The 16,003-nt window shown below is 71.6% G+C and carries 16 protein-coding genes and 2 tRNA genes; 6 read left to right on the top strand and 12 right to left on the bottom strand.

Annotated elements, in window-relative coordinates; genetic code table 11:
• Positions 1 to 3 precede the first annotated feature (3 nt).
• The 5 genes from DEJ29_RS07830 to DEJ29_RS07810 all read left to right on the top strand — a co-directional run bounded on the left by DEJ29_RS07830 (position 4) and on the right by DEJ29_RS07810 (position 5,036).
• Positions 4 to 1,230 (top strand): PucR family transcriptional regulator, encoded by a 1,227-nt coding sequence (locus DEJ29_RS07830; protein WP_027465341.1) that lies wholly within the window; start codon positions 4 to 6, stop codon positions 1,228 to 1,230.
• 112 nt (positions 1,231 to 1,342) lie between these two features.
• Entirely contained in the window at positions 1,343 to 2,284 is a 942-nt protein-coding gene (locus DEJ29_RS07825) for an ACP S-malonyltransferase (protein ID WP_110864670.1), read from the top strand.
• The gene (locus DEJ29_RS07820) at positions 2,281 to 3,333 is read left to right on the top strand and encodes a beta-ketoacyl-ACP synthase III (protein WP_071405345.1); all 1,053 of its coding nucleotides are present in this window, start codon (positions 2,281 to 2,283) and stop codon (positions 3,331 to 3,333) included. The genes DEJ29_RS07825 and DEJ29_RS07820 overlap by 4 nt, the downstream gene beginning before the upstream one ends.
• Before the next feature lie 122 nt (positions 3,334 to 3,455).
• Positions 3,456 to 3,704, top strand: a complete 249-nt coding sequence (locus DEJ29_RS07815) for an acyl carrier protein (RefSeq protein WP_017886710.1) — start codon at positions 3,456 to 3,458, stop codon at positions 3,702 to 3,704.
• Between the two features lie 87 nt (positions 3,705 to 3,791).
• A complete protein-coding gene (locus DEJ29_RS07810; protein WP_027465338.1) occupies positions 3,792 to 5,036 on the top strand; it encodes a beta-ketoacyl-[acyl-carrier-protein] synthase family protein in 1,245 nt (414 codons plus the stop codon).
• 240 nt (positions 5,037 to 5,276) lie between these two features.
• Here DEJ29_RS07810 and DEJ29_RS07805 read toward each other — a convergent pair whose 3' ends face one another.
• From DEJ29_RS07805 to DEJ29_RS07780, 6 genes are all read right to left on the bottom strand, one after another.
• Positions 5,277 to 5,777, bottom strand: coding sequence for a DUF3145 domain-containing protein (locus DEJ29_RS07805; protein ID WP_027465337.1), 501 nt, complete (start codon positions 5,775 to 5,777; stop codon positions 5,277 to 5,279).
• Between the two features lie 158 nt (positions 5,778 to 5,935).
• On the bottom strand, positions 5,936 to 6,781 hold the full coding sequence (locus tag DEJ29_RS07800) for a DUF1684 domain-containing protein (protein WP_111095208.1): 846 nt from the start codon (positions 6,779 to 6,781) through the stop codon (positions 5,936 to 5,938).
• Entirely contained in the window at positions 6,778 to 7,902 is a 1,125-nt protein-coding gene (locus tag DEJ29_RS07795) for an AI-2E family transporter (RefSeq protein ID WP_181433383.1), read from the bottom strand. Before DEJ29_RS07795 ends, DEJ29_RS07800 begins: the two co-directional genes overlap by 4 nt.
• Before the next feature lie 7 nt (positions 7,903 to 7,909).
• Positions 7,910 to 7,984 (bottom strand) — tRNA-Ile (locus DEJ29_RS07790).
• Positions 7,985 to 7,997: 13 nt separating this feature from the next.
• On the bottom strand, positions 7,998 to 9,209 hold the full coding sequence (locus DEJ29_RS07785; RefSeq protein WP_111095209.1) for a glycosyltransferase: 1,212 nt from the start codon (positions 9,207 to 9,209) through the stop codon (positions 7,998 to 8,000).
• A 158-nt stretch (positions 9,210 to 9,367) separates the two neighbouring features.
• A complete protein-coding gene (locus tag DEJ29_RS07780; RefSeq protein WP_173033410.1) occupies positions 9,368 to 10,282 on the bottom strand; it encodes a DMT family transporter in 915 nt (304 codons plus the stop codon).
• A 39-nt stretch (positions 10,283 to 10,321) separates the two neighbouring features.
• On the opposite strand from DEJ29_RS07780, the gene def reads away from it, so the two are divergent.
• Positions 10,322 to 10,897, top strand: a complete 576-nt coding sequence (gene def, locus DEJ29_RS07775; RefSeq protein WP_111095210.1) for a peptide deformylase — start codon at positions 10,322 to 10,324, stop codon at positions 10,895 to 10,897.
• A gap of 74 nt (positions 10,898 to 10,971) precedes the next feature.
• Here the strand turns inward: def and DEJ29_RS07770 are convergent, their stop codons facing one another.
• The 6 genes from DEJ29_RS07770 to DEJ29_RS07745 form a co-directional block, all read right to left on the bottom strand.
• On the bottom strand, positions 10,972 to 11,460 hold the full coding sequence (locus tag DEJ29_RS07770) for a hypothetical protein (protein WP_071405350.1): 489 nt from the start codon (positions 11,458 to 11,460) through the stop codon (positions 10,972 to 10,974).
• A 51-nt stretch (positions 11,461 to 11,511) separates the two neighbouring features.
• On the bottom strand, positions 11,512 to 12,219 hold the full coding sequence (locus DEJ29_RS07765; RefSeq protein ID WP_146248357.1) for a pentapeptide repeat-containing protein: 708 nt from the start codon (positions 12,217 to 12,219) through the stop codon (positions 11,512 to 11,514).
• Positions 12,216 to 13,748: a hypothetical protein gene (locus DEJ29_RS07760; RefSeq protein ID WP_111095211.1), complete on the bottom strand. Its 1,533-nt coding sequence runs from the start codon at positions 13,746 to 13,748 to the stop codon at positions 12,216 to 12,218. The genes DEJ29_RS07765 and DEJ29_RS07760 overlap by 4 nt, the downstream gene beginning before the upstream one ends.
• 129 nt (positions 13,749 to 13,877) lie before the next feature.
• Positions 13,878 to 13,950, bottom strand: a tRNA-Asn gene (locus DEJ29_RS07755).
• Between the two features lie 115 nt (positions 13,951 to 14,065).
• Positions 14,066 to 15,076: a D-isomer specific 2-hydroxyacid dehydrogenase family protein gene (locus tag DEJ29_RS07750; protein WP_258375962.1), complete on the bottom strand. Its 1,011-nt coding sequence runs from the start codon at positions 15,074 to 15,076 to the stop codon at positions 14,066 to 14,068.
• A complete protein-coding gene (locus DEJ29_RS07745) occupies positions 15,073 to 16,002 on the bottom strand; it encodes an ATP-binding cassette domain-containing protein (protein WP_110864664.1) in 930 nt (309 codons plus the stop codon). The genes DEJ29_RS07750 and DEJ29_RS07745 overlap by 4 nt, the downstream gene beginning before the upstream one ends.
• Position 16,003 lies beyond the last annotated feature (1 nt).

The following is a 16,003-nucleotide window of genomic DNA, read 5'->3' as shown; positions in this document are numbered from 1 at the left end:
CCCGTGACGACGGTCCGCCCGGACCACGAGAGCCAGGAGAGCGCGCGTGAGCGTGCGCTCTCCTGGCTCCGTCAGGTGTCCGGAGAACTCTCCACCGCCACGATCAAGCGGCTCGAGGACACGCTCCCCTGGTACAGCGAGATGCCACCGGGGCGCCGCTCCGCCGTGGGCCTCGTCGCCCAGGCCGGCATCACCTCGTTCATCAGCTGGCTCGAGGGCACCGCGTCGACGCCGTGGATCGCTGCGGCCGACGTCTTCGGGTCCGCCCCGCGGGAACTCCTGCGCTCGGTGAGCCTGCAGCAGACCCTGCAGCTCATCCGCGTCGTGGTGACCGTGGTCGAGGAACGCGCCGCCGACGACGAGATGCTGCAGGAGGCGATCCTCAAGTACTCCCGCGACATCGCGTTCGCCGCAGCCGACGTCTACGCCCGCGCGGCCGAGGCCCGCGGCCTGTGGGACGCCCGGCTCGAAGCGCTCGTGGTCGACTCGATCCTCTCCGGCGAGTACGACGACGAACTGCCCTCCCGCATCGCCGCCCTCGGGTGGCACGGCCACGGCGAGGTCGCGGTGCTCGTCGGCACCGCACCGAAGCAGCTCGAGGTCGACCAGGTCCGCCGCACCGCACGGCACATGGACGCCGACGTGCTCGTCGGGGTCCAGGGGTCGCGGCTCGTCGTGGTGATCGGCCGCGCCACCCCCCGTGACGACGTCCCCGAGGGCGAGGAGCCCGTCTCCTTCACGACCATCGCGCAGGCCCTCGAACCACTGTTCGGCGAGGGCCACCTGGTCCTCGGCAACGAGGTCCCCGGGGTCGTCGACGCCTCGACCAGCGCGAAGGCCGCCCTCGCCGGGTTCGCCGTCGCGCGTGCCTGGCGCGGCGTGCCCCGCCCGGCCCTGGCCGACGACCTGCTGCCCGAACGTGCCCTGGCCGGCGACCCCCTTGCCCGGTCCGCCCTGGTGCAGCGCATCTACGTCCCGCTCAAGGACCAGTCCACCGAGCTCCTGCAGACGCTGTGGTGCTACCTGGACACCGGCCGGTCGCTCGAGGCCACGGCGCGCGAGCTCTTCGTGCACCCGAACACCGTGCGCTACCGCCTGCGCCGGGTCGCCGACATCATCGGGTGGGACGCCACGCACGCCCGGGACGCCCTGATCGTGCAGTCGGCGCTCATCCTCGGCGCGATGTCCGAGTCCGCGACCGGCCGTCGCCGCATCACGCCCCGACGCTAGAGCGCTCCGGACGCTAGAGCGCTCCGGACGGTAGAGAACCGACAATGTCCCGCGGGGATTCGTGTGGGAAGTCCACACGGGCCCCGCGGGACGAGAACGCGAGGATTGTCCGGTGATCGTCGTCGTCGCGCCCGGACAGGGCTCCCAGACCCCCGGCTTCCTCGCCCCCTGGCTCGAGGACGCCACCGTTCGTGAACGAGTCGGGCAGTGGTCGGAGTCGATCGGCGTCGACCTCGCCGAGCACGGCACGAACTCCGACGCGGACACCATCAAGGACACCGCGCTCGCACAGCCCCTCATCGTGGCCGCCGGCCTGGTGACCGCCGACGCACTGCTCGCCGAGGGCCGTCGTGCGCTGGTGGGCGGGGTCGCCGGACACTCGGTGGGCGAGTTCACCGCCGCCGCGGTCGCCGGGATCCTCGAGCCGACCGACGCCGTCGCCCTGGTCGCCGAGCGCGGCCGGGCCATGGCGGACGCCGCAGCGCTCGAGCCGACCTCGATGGCCGCCGTCCTCGGTGGCGACGCCGACGCGGTGGCCGCAGCCCTCGCCGAGCACGGCCTCGTGCCCGCGAACCACAACGGTGGCGGCCAGACCGTCGTCGCGGGTGCCGCAGACGCCATCGCGGCCCTCGCCTCCGACCCGCCCGCCAAGGCCCGGGTGATCCCGCTCGCCGTGGCCGGTGCGTTCCACACCCGCTACATGGCCCCCGCCGTCGAGCGGGTCGCCCCGGTCGCGGCCGCCACCACCGTGCAGGACCCGACCCTGCCGATCTGGACCAACGCCGACGGCTCCCGCGTCGACGACGGGCGCCGCTTCGTCGACCTGATGGTCCAGCAGATCGCGAGCCCCGTGCACTGGGACGCGGTCATGGAGTCCTTCTCCGCCGCCGGCGTGACCGGCATCATCGAGCTCGCACCCGCCGGTGCCCTCGTCGGCCTGGCGAAGCGCGGCCTCCGCGGCACGCCGACCGTCGCCATCAAGACCCCCGACGACCTGCCTGCAGCGATCGACCTGCTGCAGCGCGCGGGCCAGGAAGCAGACGCAACCGCATGACCGACCCGACCACCCCGACGGACGCCCCCACGGGCCTCCCGACCGGATCCGCGCGCCCGCTGCTCCAGCAGCGCCGCGGCCACGAGTTCACCCGGATCCTGGCGTTCGGCGCCGCCCGCGGCGAGAACGTCGTGCCGAACGACGACCTCGTCGGCCCGATCGACTCGTCCGACGAGTGGATCCGCCAGCGCACCGGCATCATCACCCGCAAGCGCGCGGGCAAGGACGTCGAGGCCGTCGACCTCGCCGAGGCCGCCGCACGCGAGGCCATCGAGAAGGCCGGCATCGAGCCGTCCCAGATCGGCGTCGTGCTCGTGAGCACCGTCACGCACACCGTGGCGACCCCGTCGATGGCGTCGCTGCTCGCCGAGCGCATCGGCGCCACCCCGGCCGCCGCGTACGACATCAGCGCCGCCTGTGCCGGGTACGCCTACGGCATCGCCCAGGCCGACTCGTTCATCAAGTCCGGGCTCGCCGACCACGTGCTGGTCGTCGGGGCCGAGAAGCTCAGCGACGTCGTCGACCCGACCGACCGCTCGATCTCGTTCCTGCTCGGGGACGGTGCCGGCGCCGCCGTGATCGGCCCGAGCGACTTCCCGGGCATCGCCCCCACCATCTGGGGTTCCGACGGCTCGAAGTGGGACGCCATCGGCATGACCGCGACCTACAACGAGTGGGAGGCCGGCGCACCGCGTCCGACCATGCGCCAGGCCGGGCAGACGGTGTTCCGCTGGGCCGTCTGGGAGATGGTCAAGGTCGCCCGCCAGGCGCTCGAGACCGCCGGCGTCCGCCCCGAGGACCTCGCCGCGTTCGTGCCGCACCAGGCGAACATCCGCATCATCGACGAGTTCGCCAAGCAGCTCGGCCTGCCCGAGACGGTGACGATCGCCCGCGACATCACCACCACCGGCAACACCTCCGCCGCGAGCATCCCGCTCGCCACGCACCGCCTGCTCGAGGAGCACCCGGACCTGTCGGGCGGCCTCGCCCTGCAGATCGGCTTCGGCGCCGGACTCGTGTTCGGTGCCCAGGTGGTCGTCCTCCCCTGATCCCCGTCCGGTCGCGCAACCGCGCGCCCGGTCCCCATCCCGACGAGCCTCCGCGCACCCGGACCCCGCGTGCCCTAGGCTGGTCAACGGTCAAACGACACCCCCCTTCAAGGAGAACACTCATGGCCCTGTCCAACGAAGAAGTCCTCGCCGGCCTGGCCGAGCTGATCAACGACGAGACCGGTATCGCCACCGACACCGTCGCCGCCGACAAGTCCTTCACGGACGACCTCGACATCGACTCCATCTCGATGATGACCATCGTGGTCAACGCCGAGGAGAAGTTCGACGTGAAGATCCCGGACGAAGAGGTCAAGAACCTCAAGACCGTGGGCAACGCGGTCGACTACATCGTCAAGGCCCAGGCCTGACACGAGCTTCCTGAGCGCCGCGGCCCGCGGACCCCTGCGGGCCGTGGCGCTCATCTTGTTCACCCCAACGAAAGAACACGTCGTCCCATGACCAAGAAGACCGTCGTCGTCACCGGGATCGGTGCGATCTCACCCCTCGCCGCGACCGCCCCGGACACCTGGGACGCGCTGCTCGCCGGCAAGTCCGGCATCACCCGCATCGAGGACCCCCGCTACGCCGAGCTCGAACTCCCGGTGGAGTTCGCCGGCCAGGCGCGCCGGTTCCTCACCGACCAGCTCACCCGCCCCGAGTCGAAGCGCCTCGACCCCTCGTCGCAGCTGTCGCTCGTCGCGGCGCGCGAGGCCTGGGCCGACGCCGGCATCGACGACGAGTCGGTCGTGCCCGAGCGCCTCATCGTCGACTGGGCGACCGGCATCGGCGGCGTGAACACGCTGCTCGACGCGTGGGACACGTTGCGCGAGAAGGGTCCGCGTCGCGTCCTGCCGATGACGGTCCCGATGCTCATGGCGAACGGACCCGCCGCCGCCATCGAGATGGAGTTCGGCGCCCGTGGTGGTGCCCGCACCTACCTGTCCGCCTGCGCGTCGTCGACCGAGTCGCTGGCCGAGGCGTACCGGCACATCGCCGACGGCGACGCCGACATCGTCATCACCGGTGGCGCCGAGGCCGCGCTGCACCCGCTCCCGCTGGCCGCGTTCGCCGCGATGCAGGCCCTGTCGCGCCGGAACGACTCCCCCGAGACCGCGTCGCGTCCCTACGACGTCACGCGTGACGGCTTCGTGCTCGGTGACGGCGCAGCGGCGCTCATCCTCGAGTCGAAGGAGCACGCCGAGGCCCGCGGCGCGACGATCTACGCCGAGGTCGCCGGCTCCGGCATAACCTCGGACGCCTTCCACATCACCGCGCCGGACCCCGAGGGCAGCGCCGCCGCCCGTGCCGTCCTGCAGGCCCTCGAGCACGCCGACGCGAGCATCGAGGACGTCGTGCACGTCAACGCGCACGCCACCTCGACCCCCGTCGGTGACGTCGCCGAGTACCACGCGATGCGTCGGGTCTTCGGGGACCACCTGGACGACGTCGTGGTGTCCGCGACCAAGGCCTCGACGGGTCACCTGCTCGGTGGTGCCGGTGCGATCGAGGCGGTCTTCACCGTCCTCGCGCTGCACAACCGCGTCGCCCCGCCGACGATCAACCTGCACGACCAGGACCCGGAGATCGTCATGGACGTCGCCCGCGAGCCGCGCGCGCTGCCCGAGGGTGACCTGCTCGCGGTCAGCAACTCGTTCGGCTTCGGCGGCCACAACGCCGTGGTCGCGTTCCGCAGCGTCTGATCCGTCCCACCCTGCCAGGAGGCCCGTCCCGCGTCGTCGGGGCGGGCTTCCGTCGTTCCGGTGCCGGTTGGAGTCCCGGCTACACGCCGTCGTGTCGCTGAGGCGCCCCGGAAACGACGAGACGCCGCCGTATTCGGCGGCGTCTCGAGTCTTCGGCGGCGTCAGGACAGCACGCCGGCGTGTTGCGCACCCGACGTCGGCGTCCGGCGCACCCGAGACGCCGGCGTGTTGCGAGTTGGCTCAGCCGACGCGGTGCAGCCAGACGACCGGGTTGCCCTCGGCCGCGTGGCGGAAGGGCTCGAGCTCGTCGTCCCAGGCCTGCCCGAGTGCGAGTCGGAGCTCACGGTGCAGCTCGAGGGCGTTGCTGCCCGCGACCTCCATCGCGTAGCGCACCCGGTCCTCGGGGATGACCATGTTGCCCGTGACGTCGGTCTGTGCGTAGAACACACCGAGGTCGGGCGTGTGCATCCAGCGACCGCCGTCCGAGGCGCTCGTCGGCTCCTCGGTGACCTCGTACCGCAGGTGTTCCCATCCGCGCAGGGCCGACGCGATCGCGGCGCCGGCGCCCACCGCACCGGTCCACGTGTACTCGGTCCGGCGCGCACCGTCCTGTGCGGGCTGGTCGAGCCACGAGAAGTTCACGGCGCGGTTCATCGCGCGACCTGCTGCCCATTCGACGTGCGGGCAGAGCGCGCGGGGTGAGGAGTGCACGTAGAGCACTCCTGTCGTCGTTCCGTTCACGGTTCCTCCGATACGTCAGGTGCGACTTCCCCATCGACCTGGTGCGGAGGATCCTGACCCGAGGGGCCACGGAACCATCGGTATGCGATTGTGATGTCCCGACGGGACACGCCCATTATGCAGCGCCGCGGCTGGGAACGGCAAGGAACCGACCCCGATCAGTGCAGGACGGCACCGTCCGCGTCGACCGGGTGTCGCTCCCCCGCCGTGATCGGCACCGGGACGCGGTTGTCCTCCGGTGGGATCGGGCACGCGTACTGGTACGAGAACGCGCACGGCGGCAGGACCAGCAGGTTCCAGTCGAGCTCGACCGTGGCCTCCGTGCCGGGGTCGTCGAGGTACAGGAACCGACCCATCGAGTAGGTGCTGCCCGGGTCGTCCTCGGGCAGGGTGCTCGTGGCGTCCTGCACGATGAGCTGCAGCCGTGGGGCTCCGCGGTGGGCAGCCGACCGGACGGCGACGAACCGCACCGTGGCGCCACCCACGACGGTCTCGACGTGTCCGGCGACCGGCAGGGCGTCGCCGGCGGCGTCGCGGACGCTGCCACGGGCCTCCAGGTCGTCTCCCACCAGCGGGACGTACGTGCCGGACGTCACCCAGTCGCCGGACCACGCGAAGCGGGCGATCTGCGCGAACCGGGCGATCGCCTCGGACGACGGGTCCCAGACGCGCAGCGTGCCGCCGCTGACGGTGCCGGCGAAGCCGTCCGGCAGCGCGACGGTCGACGGCACGACGGCGGTGTCGCCGGCCACCAGGACCGTGCCGTCGACCGGGACGCCGTCGACGACGACACCGTCGGACGCCTCGGCCGTCACGGTGAGTCCGCCGACCGCCGGGGCCCACGTCCCGGGGACCGGCCAGACCGGCTGCGGGTGGTCGACGTGCTGGGCGTTCACCAGGGCGAGCGGCCCACGGGCACTGCGCGCCCAGCGGTCACGGTCGTGGACGTGCTCGGCGAAGGCGGCGACGACCGCGTCGTCGGCTGCGCCGGTGCCGCTCGTCACGCCTGCTCCTGGCGGGGGTAGATGACCTTCTGCACGATGATGATGACCGACGCCGCGACGGGCAGCGCCACGAGCGCGCCGAGCACGCCGCCGATCGTGCCGCCCGCGACCGCCGCGATGACCACGAGGGCGCCGGGCACCTGGACGGCTCGCGACATGATGCGCGGGGAGATCAGGTAGGCCTCGACCTGCATGTAGACGAGGTAGTAGATGGCAGCGGCGAGGGCGGTGGCCGGCGACGCGAAGAAGCAGAGCAGCGAGATGACGATCGCGGCGGCGAGCGTGCCGACGAGCGGGATGAGCGAACCGAGGAACGCGAACGACGCGAGCAGCACCGGCAGCGGCGCGCCGATGATGAGCAGGAAGAAGAAGCTCAGGATGCCGTTGATCAGTGCCTGCGAGACCTGCCCGACGACGTAGCGGCCGACAGCCTGCGTGATCTGCTCGCTCACGTCGATGAAGTTCTGGCGGCGCGACGCGGGCACGAACCGGTACGTCGCACGCTTCATGCCCCGCATCGACGCGAGGAAGTAGAGCATCAGGATGATGACGATGAGCGCCCCGGTGACCCCGGACAGGATGCCGCTGCCGACCGCCAGGATCCCGCCGCCGACGCTGAGCAGGTTGCCCGGCTTCTCGACGAACGACTGCAGCGACTGCAGGGCGTGGTCGATGTCGAACGACCCGGCGAACTGCTTCGACAGGTCCTGCACCCACTGCTGCTGCGAGATGTCCTGCACGATGTCGGGGAAGTTCTGGATCAGGTTCGACGCCTGCTCCACCAGGATCGGCACCACGGCGAACACGATGCCGGCGAAGGCCCCGAGCACCGCGACCACGACGATCGTGATGGCCGACCAGCGCGGAATGATCCGCTCCAGGAACGACACGAGCGGGTCGATACCGAGTGCCAGGAACAGCGCGACCCCGATGTAGACCAGCACCGTGCTGAGCTCGTTGATGATCGCACCGGCGAGCAGCGCGACGAGCACCCCGATGGCGCCCATGAACCCGAGGCGGAAGGCGTTCACGCGCACGCCGGTACCGCCACGGGTCACCTCGAAGGTGACGTTCGGTGTCGGTGCGTGGTCGTCCTGCGACGTGTCGCGCTTCCTTGGCATGTGCACGTAGGGCGGGCGGGACTCGAACCCGCGGATCGTTCGGTTATGAGCCGACTGCCTTGACCAGCTTGGCTACCGCCCCTCGTCGGAGACCCTCAGGCCACCGACTCACCACGATACAGCGACTCGAACGTCGACAGCGTGCGGTTGATGTCGTGTGCCTCGATCATGGTCAGACTGCGATCCCGCATCGCGACGTACTCCGACTCGGGCGCGGTGAGCACCGTCGTGAGCTTCGCCGCCAGGTCGTCCACGTCGCCCGGGGTGAACAGGTACCCGTTGCCGTCGATCAGGTGCGGCAGCGCCATCGAGTCGGCGGCGACGACGGGCAGCCCGGACGCCATCCCCTCGAGCGACGAGATGCTCTGCAGTTCCGCCGTCGACGGCATCGCGAACACCGTCGCGTTGGTCAGGGCCTCCTGCTTGCGCTCGTCGGAGACGAACCCCAGGAACCGCACGCGGTCCTCGAGCCCGAGCTCCTTCGCCAACGCGGTCAGCTTCGGGATCATCTCGCCGTCGCCGACGATGGTCAGCGTCGCCGACAGCTCGGCGGGCAGCAGCGCCACCGCGCGGACGAGCACGTCGAGGTTCTTCTCGGGGGCCACGCGACCGACGAAGACGATGTCGTTGTTGACCGGGCGTCCCTCGCGCGCCACGTACCGGGACGCGTCGATGCCGCACGAGATCGCGAGGACCTGCTGGCCGGCGATGGCCTTCCGCAGGTAGTCGGCGGCCAGGTTCGTCGGCGTCGTGATGGTGTCGGCCAGCCGGTAGGTCTTGGCGGCGTCGCTCCACGCGATCTTCAGCGCGAGGGGCAGCGTCCACTTGCCGAACGGCGTGTACTCGAGCAGGTTCTCCGGCATGAAGTGGTTCGTCGCGATGACCCGGATGCCGCGGTCGTTCGCCTCGTGCACGATGCCGCGGCCGATGACCACGTGCGACTGGATGTGCAGCACGTCGGGCTTGACGGCGTCGAGGATCGGGCCGGTCCACTTCCGGACGCTCCACGGCCAGACGAAGCGCAGCCACGGGTGCAGCGGCCACTTGTACGACTTCAGGCGGTGCACGACGAGCGTGACGCCGTGGTGCTCCTCGTCGAAGGTGCCGTGGTGGCGGCTCGAGGCCGGGGCCACGACGTGCACCTCGTGCCCGCGCTCGGCCAGGCCGACGGCGAGCTGCTCAGCGAAGGTGGCGGCGCCGTTGACGTCGGGGGCGAAGGTGTCCGCTGCGATCAGCACGCGCAACGGTCGGTGACCGCCCGTCGCTTCCGTCGGTCCGGCGGTGGCGGTGGTGGCGTCTCCTGACACGGCTGAGTTCGTCCTCTCGTGGGCGATGGCTGGTCGGCAGTGACGCTATCGCACCAGGATCGACGGTCGCGTCAGCCGCGCGGATGAGGGCGGCGACCACCCGGGGTGCGCGGCGAGTGCACCGCCGCGTGCGCGCCGGTCGCCCGCGCCGGCCGGCGTCAGGCCCGGGTCTGCGGGTGGTGCTTGGCGAGCAGGAACACCCCGGTGATGGCGATGCCCGCGGCGACCACGAACCCCGCCACCGCGAACCACGGCGCCCCCGAGGCCTCGCCGAGCACGATCACGCCGATGCCGACCGCGACGATCGGGTCGATCACCGTCAGCCCCGCGATCACGAGGTCGGCCGATCCGCTCGAGTACGCGTTCTGCACGAAGTACCCACCGAGCGACGCCGCCACGACCACGCCGGCGATGGCGAGCACGGTCAACCAGTCGAAGGTGCCGTTCACGAACCGGTTCAGCACCACCTTGGCCAGCGTCGCCACGAACCCGTAGAGCACCCCCGCCCCGACGATGTAGTACAGCGCACTGCGGTGCTTGGCGACCAGGCGGAAGGACACCAGCACGAGCACCAGCACGACGGCCAGGATCACCAGCACGGTGACGAGCTGCTGACGGGTGATCGCGCTCTCGTGCCCGACGAACGCGGCGATCCCGACGAAGATGCCGACACCGATGATGCACGTCCACACCGCGCGCCGCGCACGCCGGCCGAGCGGCACACCGGACGACCGCGACGAGAACCACGTCGTGATGACGAGGGCGACGGCACCCAACGGCTGCACCACGATCAGGGGCGCGAACGTGATGCTGATGAGCTGGAGCACCACGGCAATGCCGAGCATGAGCGTGCCGAGCACCCAGTAGCCACTCGAGACGAGCCCGACGACGTGCCGGACGCTCAGCCCCTTCGACTGCCGACCGAGACGTGCCTCGACCCGCTGCACCCCGCGGCTCTGGAACTGCGCCCCGAGCGACAGGAACACCGCACCGATCAGCGCCACCGGGATCATCAGCGCCTGGAACGGCGTGAGGTTGCTCACGGCGTCGGGCAGCTGGAGGTCCGTCGTCACGCGTCGAGGCTACCGTCCCCCGCCGGATAACCTGGGTGAATGGCCGTTCTCCCGATCCGCATCACCGGCGAACCCGTCCTGCACGAGCGTGCAGCCGAGGTCACCGCGTTCGATGACGACCTCCGCACCCTCGTCGCCGACATGCTCGAGACCATGGACCTGGCACCGGGCGTCGGCCTGGCCGGACCGCAGGTGGGTGTGGGCAAGCGCCTGTTCGTGTACTCCTACACCGACGACGACGACGTCCTGCACCGGGGCGCCGCCGTGAACCCCGTCCTGTGGATCACGGCCCCGGTCCCCGAATCCGTCGAGGAGCTCGACGAGGACGAGGAGTCCGAGGGGTGCCTGTCGATCCCGGGCGAGCGGTTCCCGCTCCGCCGCTCCGAGGGCGCCCTGCTGCGGGCCTTCGACGAGCACGGCACCCCGTTCGAGGTCGAGGCGCACGGCTGGCTGGCCCGGATCTTCCAGCACGAGTACGACCACCTGGACGGCTGGCTCTACGCCGACCGCCTGGTGCACCCGTACGGCAAGCAGGTCGCCAAGGCGATCCGCAAGAGCAGCTGGGGCGGCCCCGGCCAGTCCTGGTTGCCGGGTCGCGACCACCCCGAGGGCTGACTGACGCCCGTCGGCGTCGGCACCCGGTGCCGTCCAGCCCGTCGCTGGTCCGGCGGGCGGCCTGGAGGCCCGGCTCAGCCCCGGTAGGCGGCCAGTGCGTCGCGCAGGCGGTCGGTCTCCGGGTGCCCGGGGCAGTACCGCAGGAGCCCGGCGGCCACGTGCGCACCGCGCGCGTCGGCGACCGCCGACGTCCACGGCGCCGAGCCGCGGACCGCGCACGTGCTCGCGAGCTCGACCAGGGTCGCGTCACCGCGCGCCGCCGCCACCGCGGCCTGCTGCTGGCTCGACGGCACCGACCCGGTCAGGCGCTTCGCCGAGCAGTCGGCGCGCTCGGCCTCCCACACCGCCGAGTAGGTGGTGTAGGTCTCGCTGTCCGATCCGTCGGCGGCGCAGACGAACGCGAAGACCACGGGCGACGCGCCCGAGCCCAGGCCGGTGTCCGAGCTCGTCGGGTCCTCGGACGCGTCGGTGTCCGGGCCGACGCTGCTGCAGCCGGTGAGCACCGCCGTCACGGCGACGACGACGCCGAGGAGCGTGAGTCGAGGCGAACGGGAACGGTGCACCTGTGAACGCTAACAGCTTCGACCGGGTGGCAGCCGCACGATCGACCTCGGTCAGCCGGTGGGGCCGCTGACCGTGATGGTCGCCCGCTGGTCGAGCCGACCCTCGCGCGCGTCGGTGCTCATCCGGCACCGGACCTCGGTCACGCCGACCTTCGCGTGGAGCAGACGGTCAACGCAGCTGCGTGAGGTCACACCGCGCGGCAGGTCCAGGTCGACGCGCACGGCGATCCGCTCGCCGTCGGGACTGCGCAGTCGACGGTCGGCGAGTTCCATCGGCGTGCCGCGGACCGTCAGCCCCTCGATCTTCGCGCTGGTCAGGTCGACGCCGTCGAGGCGCGCGTTGCTGATGTCGGCGCCGACGAGGTTCGCGCCGGAGAGGTCCGTCTGCCGCAGGTCCGCCCCCGTGAGGTCTGCGCTGTACAGGTCGACCCCGTGCAGATCCGCCCCACGCAGGTCGGCGTCCCGCAGGTCCGCGCCGAACAGGACGGCCTGCCGCAGTTCGGCCCCACGCAGGTCCGCGCCGTGCAGGTCGGCAAGGCGGAGGTCTTCGGTGGCGAGGTCGACGCCGCCGAGGTCCTGGCCCGCGCACGTCGTGACGGACCCCGGCTGCGGGGCGATGCGCACCGTGCAGGACCCGACCTGGCGTTCGCCGGCGCTCGTGCCCCCGGTGCGGGCGAACGCCGCGACGCCGATGACCACGAAGAACAGGACCGTGAGCGCCACGACGATGACGCTGCGGGTGCGCGGTGCCGCGGTCACGAGCGGACCCCGGTCAGCCAGTGCGGCAGGACGTCCTGCGCCCAACCGGAGTACCAGGCCGGCGAGGAGGCGTAGGGGAAGAAAGCGCTGATCGGGTTGTACAACGCGAACAACGCGACGCCGACGGCGATCACGACGACCCACGCGGCCGTTGCGGCGCGCCCCTGCAGCCGCCGGAGCCACGCGGTCAGGCCGAGCAGGACCACCGCGACGATCATCGGCAGCACCGGGAGCAGGTACCGACCCGAGAACGCGAACTCCTGACGCAGGTTCACGGTCGTCGCAGCGTTGAAGCAGAGGACTGCCAGGGTGTAGGCGACCGGGACGACCGCCAGCCACCACGTCGCAGCCGAACGCAGCACCCGACGCAGCTGGGTGGCTGCGATGACGGTGCCCGCGAGCACCGCGGTCGCGCCGAAGGCGACGACGCCGAGGTTCGGTCGCCACGGCAGGGTCGGACCCCAGAAGAAGAAGAGGGACCGGAAGTAGGTGGTGGCCCACGTCCACAGGAACGCGAGCGGGTGGAACGGTTCGAGGGTCCCGGCCGCGACGGCCAGGTCGTGGGAACGTGTCGCGTTGTAGTTGCGGCGGAAGATGTCGAAGTTCATGCACGCCGCACGGCTGTGGATCTCGGCGCAGTCGGGGTTCAGGGCACGGTAGACGAGCAGGTTCACGCCGAAGCGTTCGAGGACCAGCGCGAGCAACACGCCGCCGATCACCACCAGCAGGACGGACCGCCCCGGACGCTCCCGGAAGCCCGACACGGCTCGCCGCACCGGGTGCCGGAGCCACGAGAATCCATCGACGCGGTACCGGAACAGGATCGCGAAGAACGCTCCCGCGAGGACGAGTGGCGCCTGAGAGTACTTGAGCATCAATGCGAGCATCGCGGTGACGACCAACCAGGCGAGCGTACGGAGGCCACCACCGCGTGCGACCTTGACCGCGACGGCGGCGAACAGGAAGAACGCCGCCATCGACGGCGCGTCGTAGCTGATCGTGGCGGCCTGCCAGACGTACCGACCGGTGAAGGCCGTCGCGACGATCGCGAGCAGGCCGATCGCCGTCGGGACACCGGCGTTCCGGAACATCACCCGCAGGGCGTACAGACCGGCACCGGCCGCCAGGACGTCGATCCCCCGCAGGACCATCACGGTCCGCTCCTGGTCCAGCCCGACCGCAAGGGCCATCCTCGCCGGGAACGACATCACGTAGTAGTACAGGTACGCCGGGAACCGCGTGACCTCACCGAGCCGGAGCGTCGACGCCGCGGCGTCGTGCACGAACGGCCCGGCCGTCCAGGGCCGCTCCGCGTAGAACAGGATGTTGCCGATGTGCCGGACCTCGTCGGGGGCGGCCGATGCCGGCACGTGGATGGTCACGGCGAACAGGAAGCCCATCAGCACGAAGGCGACGAGCACGACGACGAATGCTGTTCGGGACGCCAGCATCTGGTTCACCCGACCGAGGATCCGCTCTGCGCGACCGCCGACCGTCGGCCCGGTGACGGACTCGGTGGTCAACGACATCGAACAGTGGCCTTCCGTGGATCGGGGTGCGCTGGCTCAGGCTAGCAGCGGGCCGCACCAAGCCCGACGAGACTGCCGGACCGGCGGGAACGCAAAAGGTCCCCACCCCGGAGGGATGAGGACCTGTCGCTCCCCGAGTTGGACTCGAACCAACAACCTGCCGGTTAACAGCCGGCTGCTCTGCCAATTGAGCTATCGAGGATCACTGTCCGCTGGCGAATGACGTGCGAACAACGGGTAACAGCATAGCAGGAGGCTGAGGCCCTCCACCGCATCGGACACGCCGCCCGGGCGCGCCGCGCTTCGAGGCCCCCGTGTCAGTACCCGGCGACCGGGTCGACGACGCCGACGAAGCCCTCGCCGTCGCCCCCGAGGAACGCCGCGGCGTTGAGCCGGACGCGCTCGGCGAGCAGCGGTGCGACCATCTCCGGGGTGTCGGCCTGGTGCGGGGTGATGACCGCGCCGGGCTCCGACCAGAGCGGGTGCCCGTCGGGCAGCGGCTCGGGGTCGGTGACGTCGAGGCCGACCGCGGCGATCTCCCCCGCGCGCAGGGCGGCGACCATTGCGTCGGTGTCCACGAGTCCGCCGCGGGCGATGTTCACGAGCCGGGCGGACGGCTTCATGATCCGGAACTGCTGCTCACCGAAGAGCTTCGCGGTGCCCGAGGTCATCGCCGCCGCGATCATCACGACGTCGGCGTCGGGCAGGACCCGGTCGAGCTCGTCGGTGGTGACGGTCCGCGCGGCTCCCGGCACGGGCTCGGGCGAGCGGCGCACGACCGTGACGTCGACGTCGAACGGCGCGAGCAGCCGGAGGTACTCGAGGGCGATCCCGCCCGCACCGATCACGACGACGTTCCGCCCGTACAGCGAGACACCCTCGGGCTCGGTGGCCCACGACGATGCTCGAGCGCGCTTCTGCAGGACCCGGAGCGTGCCGAGGGTCAACGCGAGCGCGTGCTCGGCGACCGGCTCCGCGTAGGCACCCTTGGCCGAGGTGAACAGCACGCGGTCGCCGTGCTCCTGGATCAGGTGCGCGAAGGCGTCGACGCCGGCGAACGGTAGCTGCACCCAGCCGACCCCCGGCGCCGACGACAGCGCGTCGGCGAGGCCGGCCGGGTCGCGGGGGTCGAGCCAGACGACGCCGCGGGTGTCGGCGTCGAGCGGCGCGACGGTGCCGCCGGCCTCGGTCACGGCGCCCACGTGCAGGTCCGTCGGTTCCGGCAGCACGGCGACCGGCCCGGGCTGCGGGGCGTCGATCGGCAGCGGTGCACCCGACGTGGGGACGACGGCGCGGTGGCCGCGGGGGCCCTGGGAAGTGGCACTCACGCGTTCTCCTGACGGTCGGTGCGCGGGCCGGTGCCGGCGGCGAGCGGACGGCGCGGCGCGGACGAACGGCGGGCCGTCGTCGGTGCCGGACGACGCTTCACCCCGCGGGCCGCGGTCGAGGCGAGGGTCTTCACGTAGGGGTCGACGGGGTTGTCGAGGACCTCGTCGAAGGTGCCGAGCCCGACGAGCCGGGCATCGGCCATCACGGCGACGCGGTCGGCGAGGGCGCGGGCCTCGCGCAGGTCGCTGGACACGACGACGGCGGAGAACTGCCGGCCGCGCTGCAGCGTCGCCAGGGCCTCGAGCACGGACTGCCGCACGAGTACGTCGACGCCACGCGCCGGTTCGTCCGCGACCAGGAGCTGGGGCTCGAGCACGAGCGCCTTCGCCAGGGCGACACGCTGACGCTGCCCGCTCGAGAGCTCCCAGGTGTTCAGGCGCATCGCCCCGAGCGGTAGGTGCACCGCGTCGAGCAGCCGGGCCACGATGAGCCCGGCCTCGCGCCGGTCGAACCGGCGGTCGCGGGCGTAGATCGGTTCGGCGACGGCCTCGCCGACGGTCAGGTCCGGGCTGAGCCGGTCGGCGCCGTCCTGCGGCAGGTACCCGATCCGGCCGCTCAGCCGTTCGAGCTTGCGCGACGAGGGACGGAGGCCCCGGGTCTTCTGGCCGAGCACGGTCAGCTCGCCGCCGACGATGTGCCGACGGAGGGCGCCCTCGCCCTCGCCGTGGGATCCGAGCTGGCCGGCGATGGCGGCGGCGAAGGTCGACTTGCCCGATCCCGACTCACCGAGCAGGGCGAGGATCTCCCCCTGCCGGACCGTGAGGCTCACGCCGTCGACGGCCCGGATGGACTCGCCCCCGCGTCCGCCCCGGTACTCGATCGACACGTCGTCCGCGACGACCGCCGGTCCGTTGACCGCGATCATG

Origin of the sequence: Curtobacterium sp. MCPF17_021 (assembly GCF_003234605.2) — a bacterium.
In the GTDB taxonomy this organism is placed as follows: domain Bacteria; phylum Actinomycetota; class Actinomycetes; order Actinomycetales; family Microbacteriaceae; genus Curtobacterium; species Curtobacterium flaccumfaciens.
Note: the sequence above shows the minus strand (reverse complement) of the source record. Positions and strands in the feature narration are given on the sequence as shown.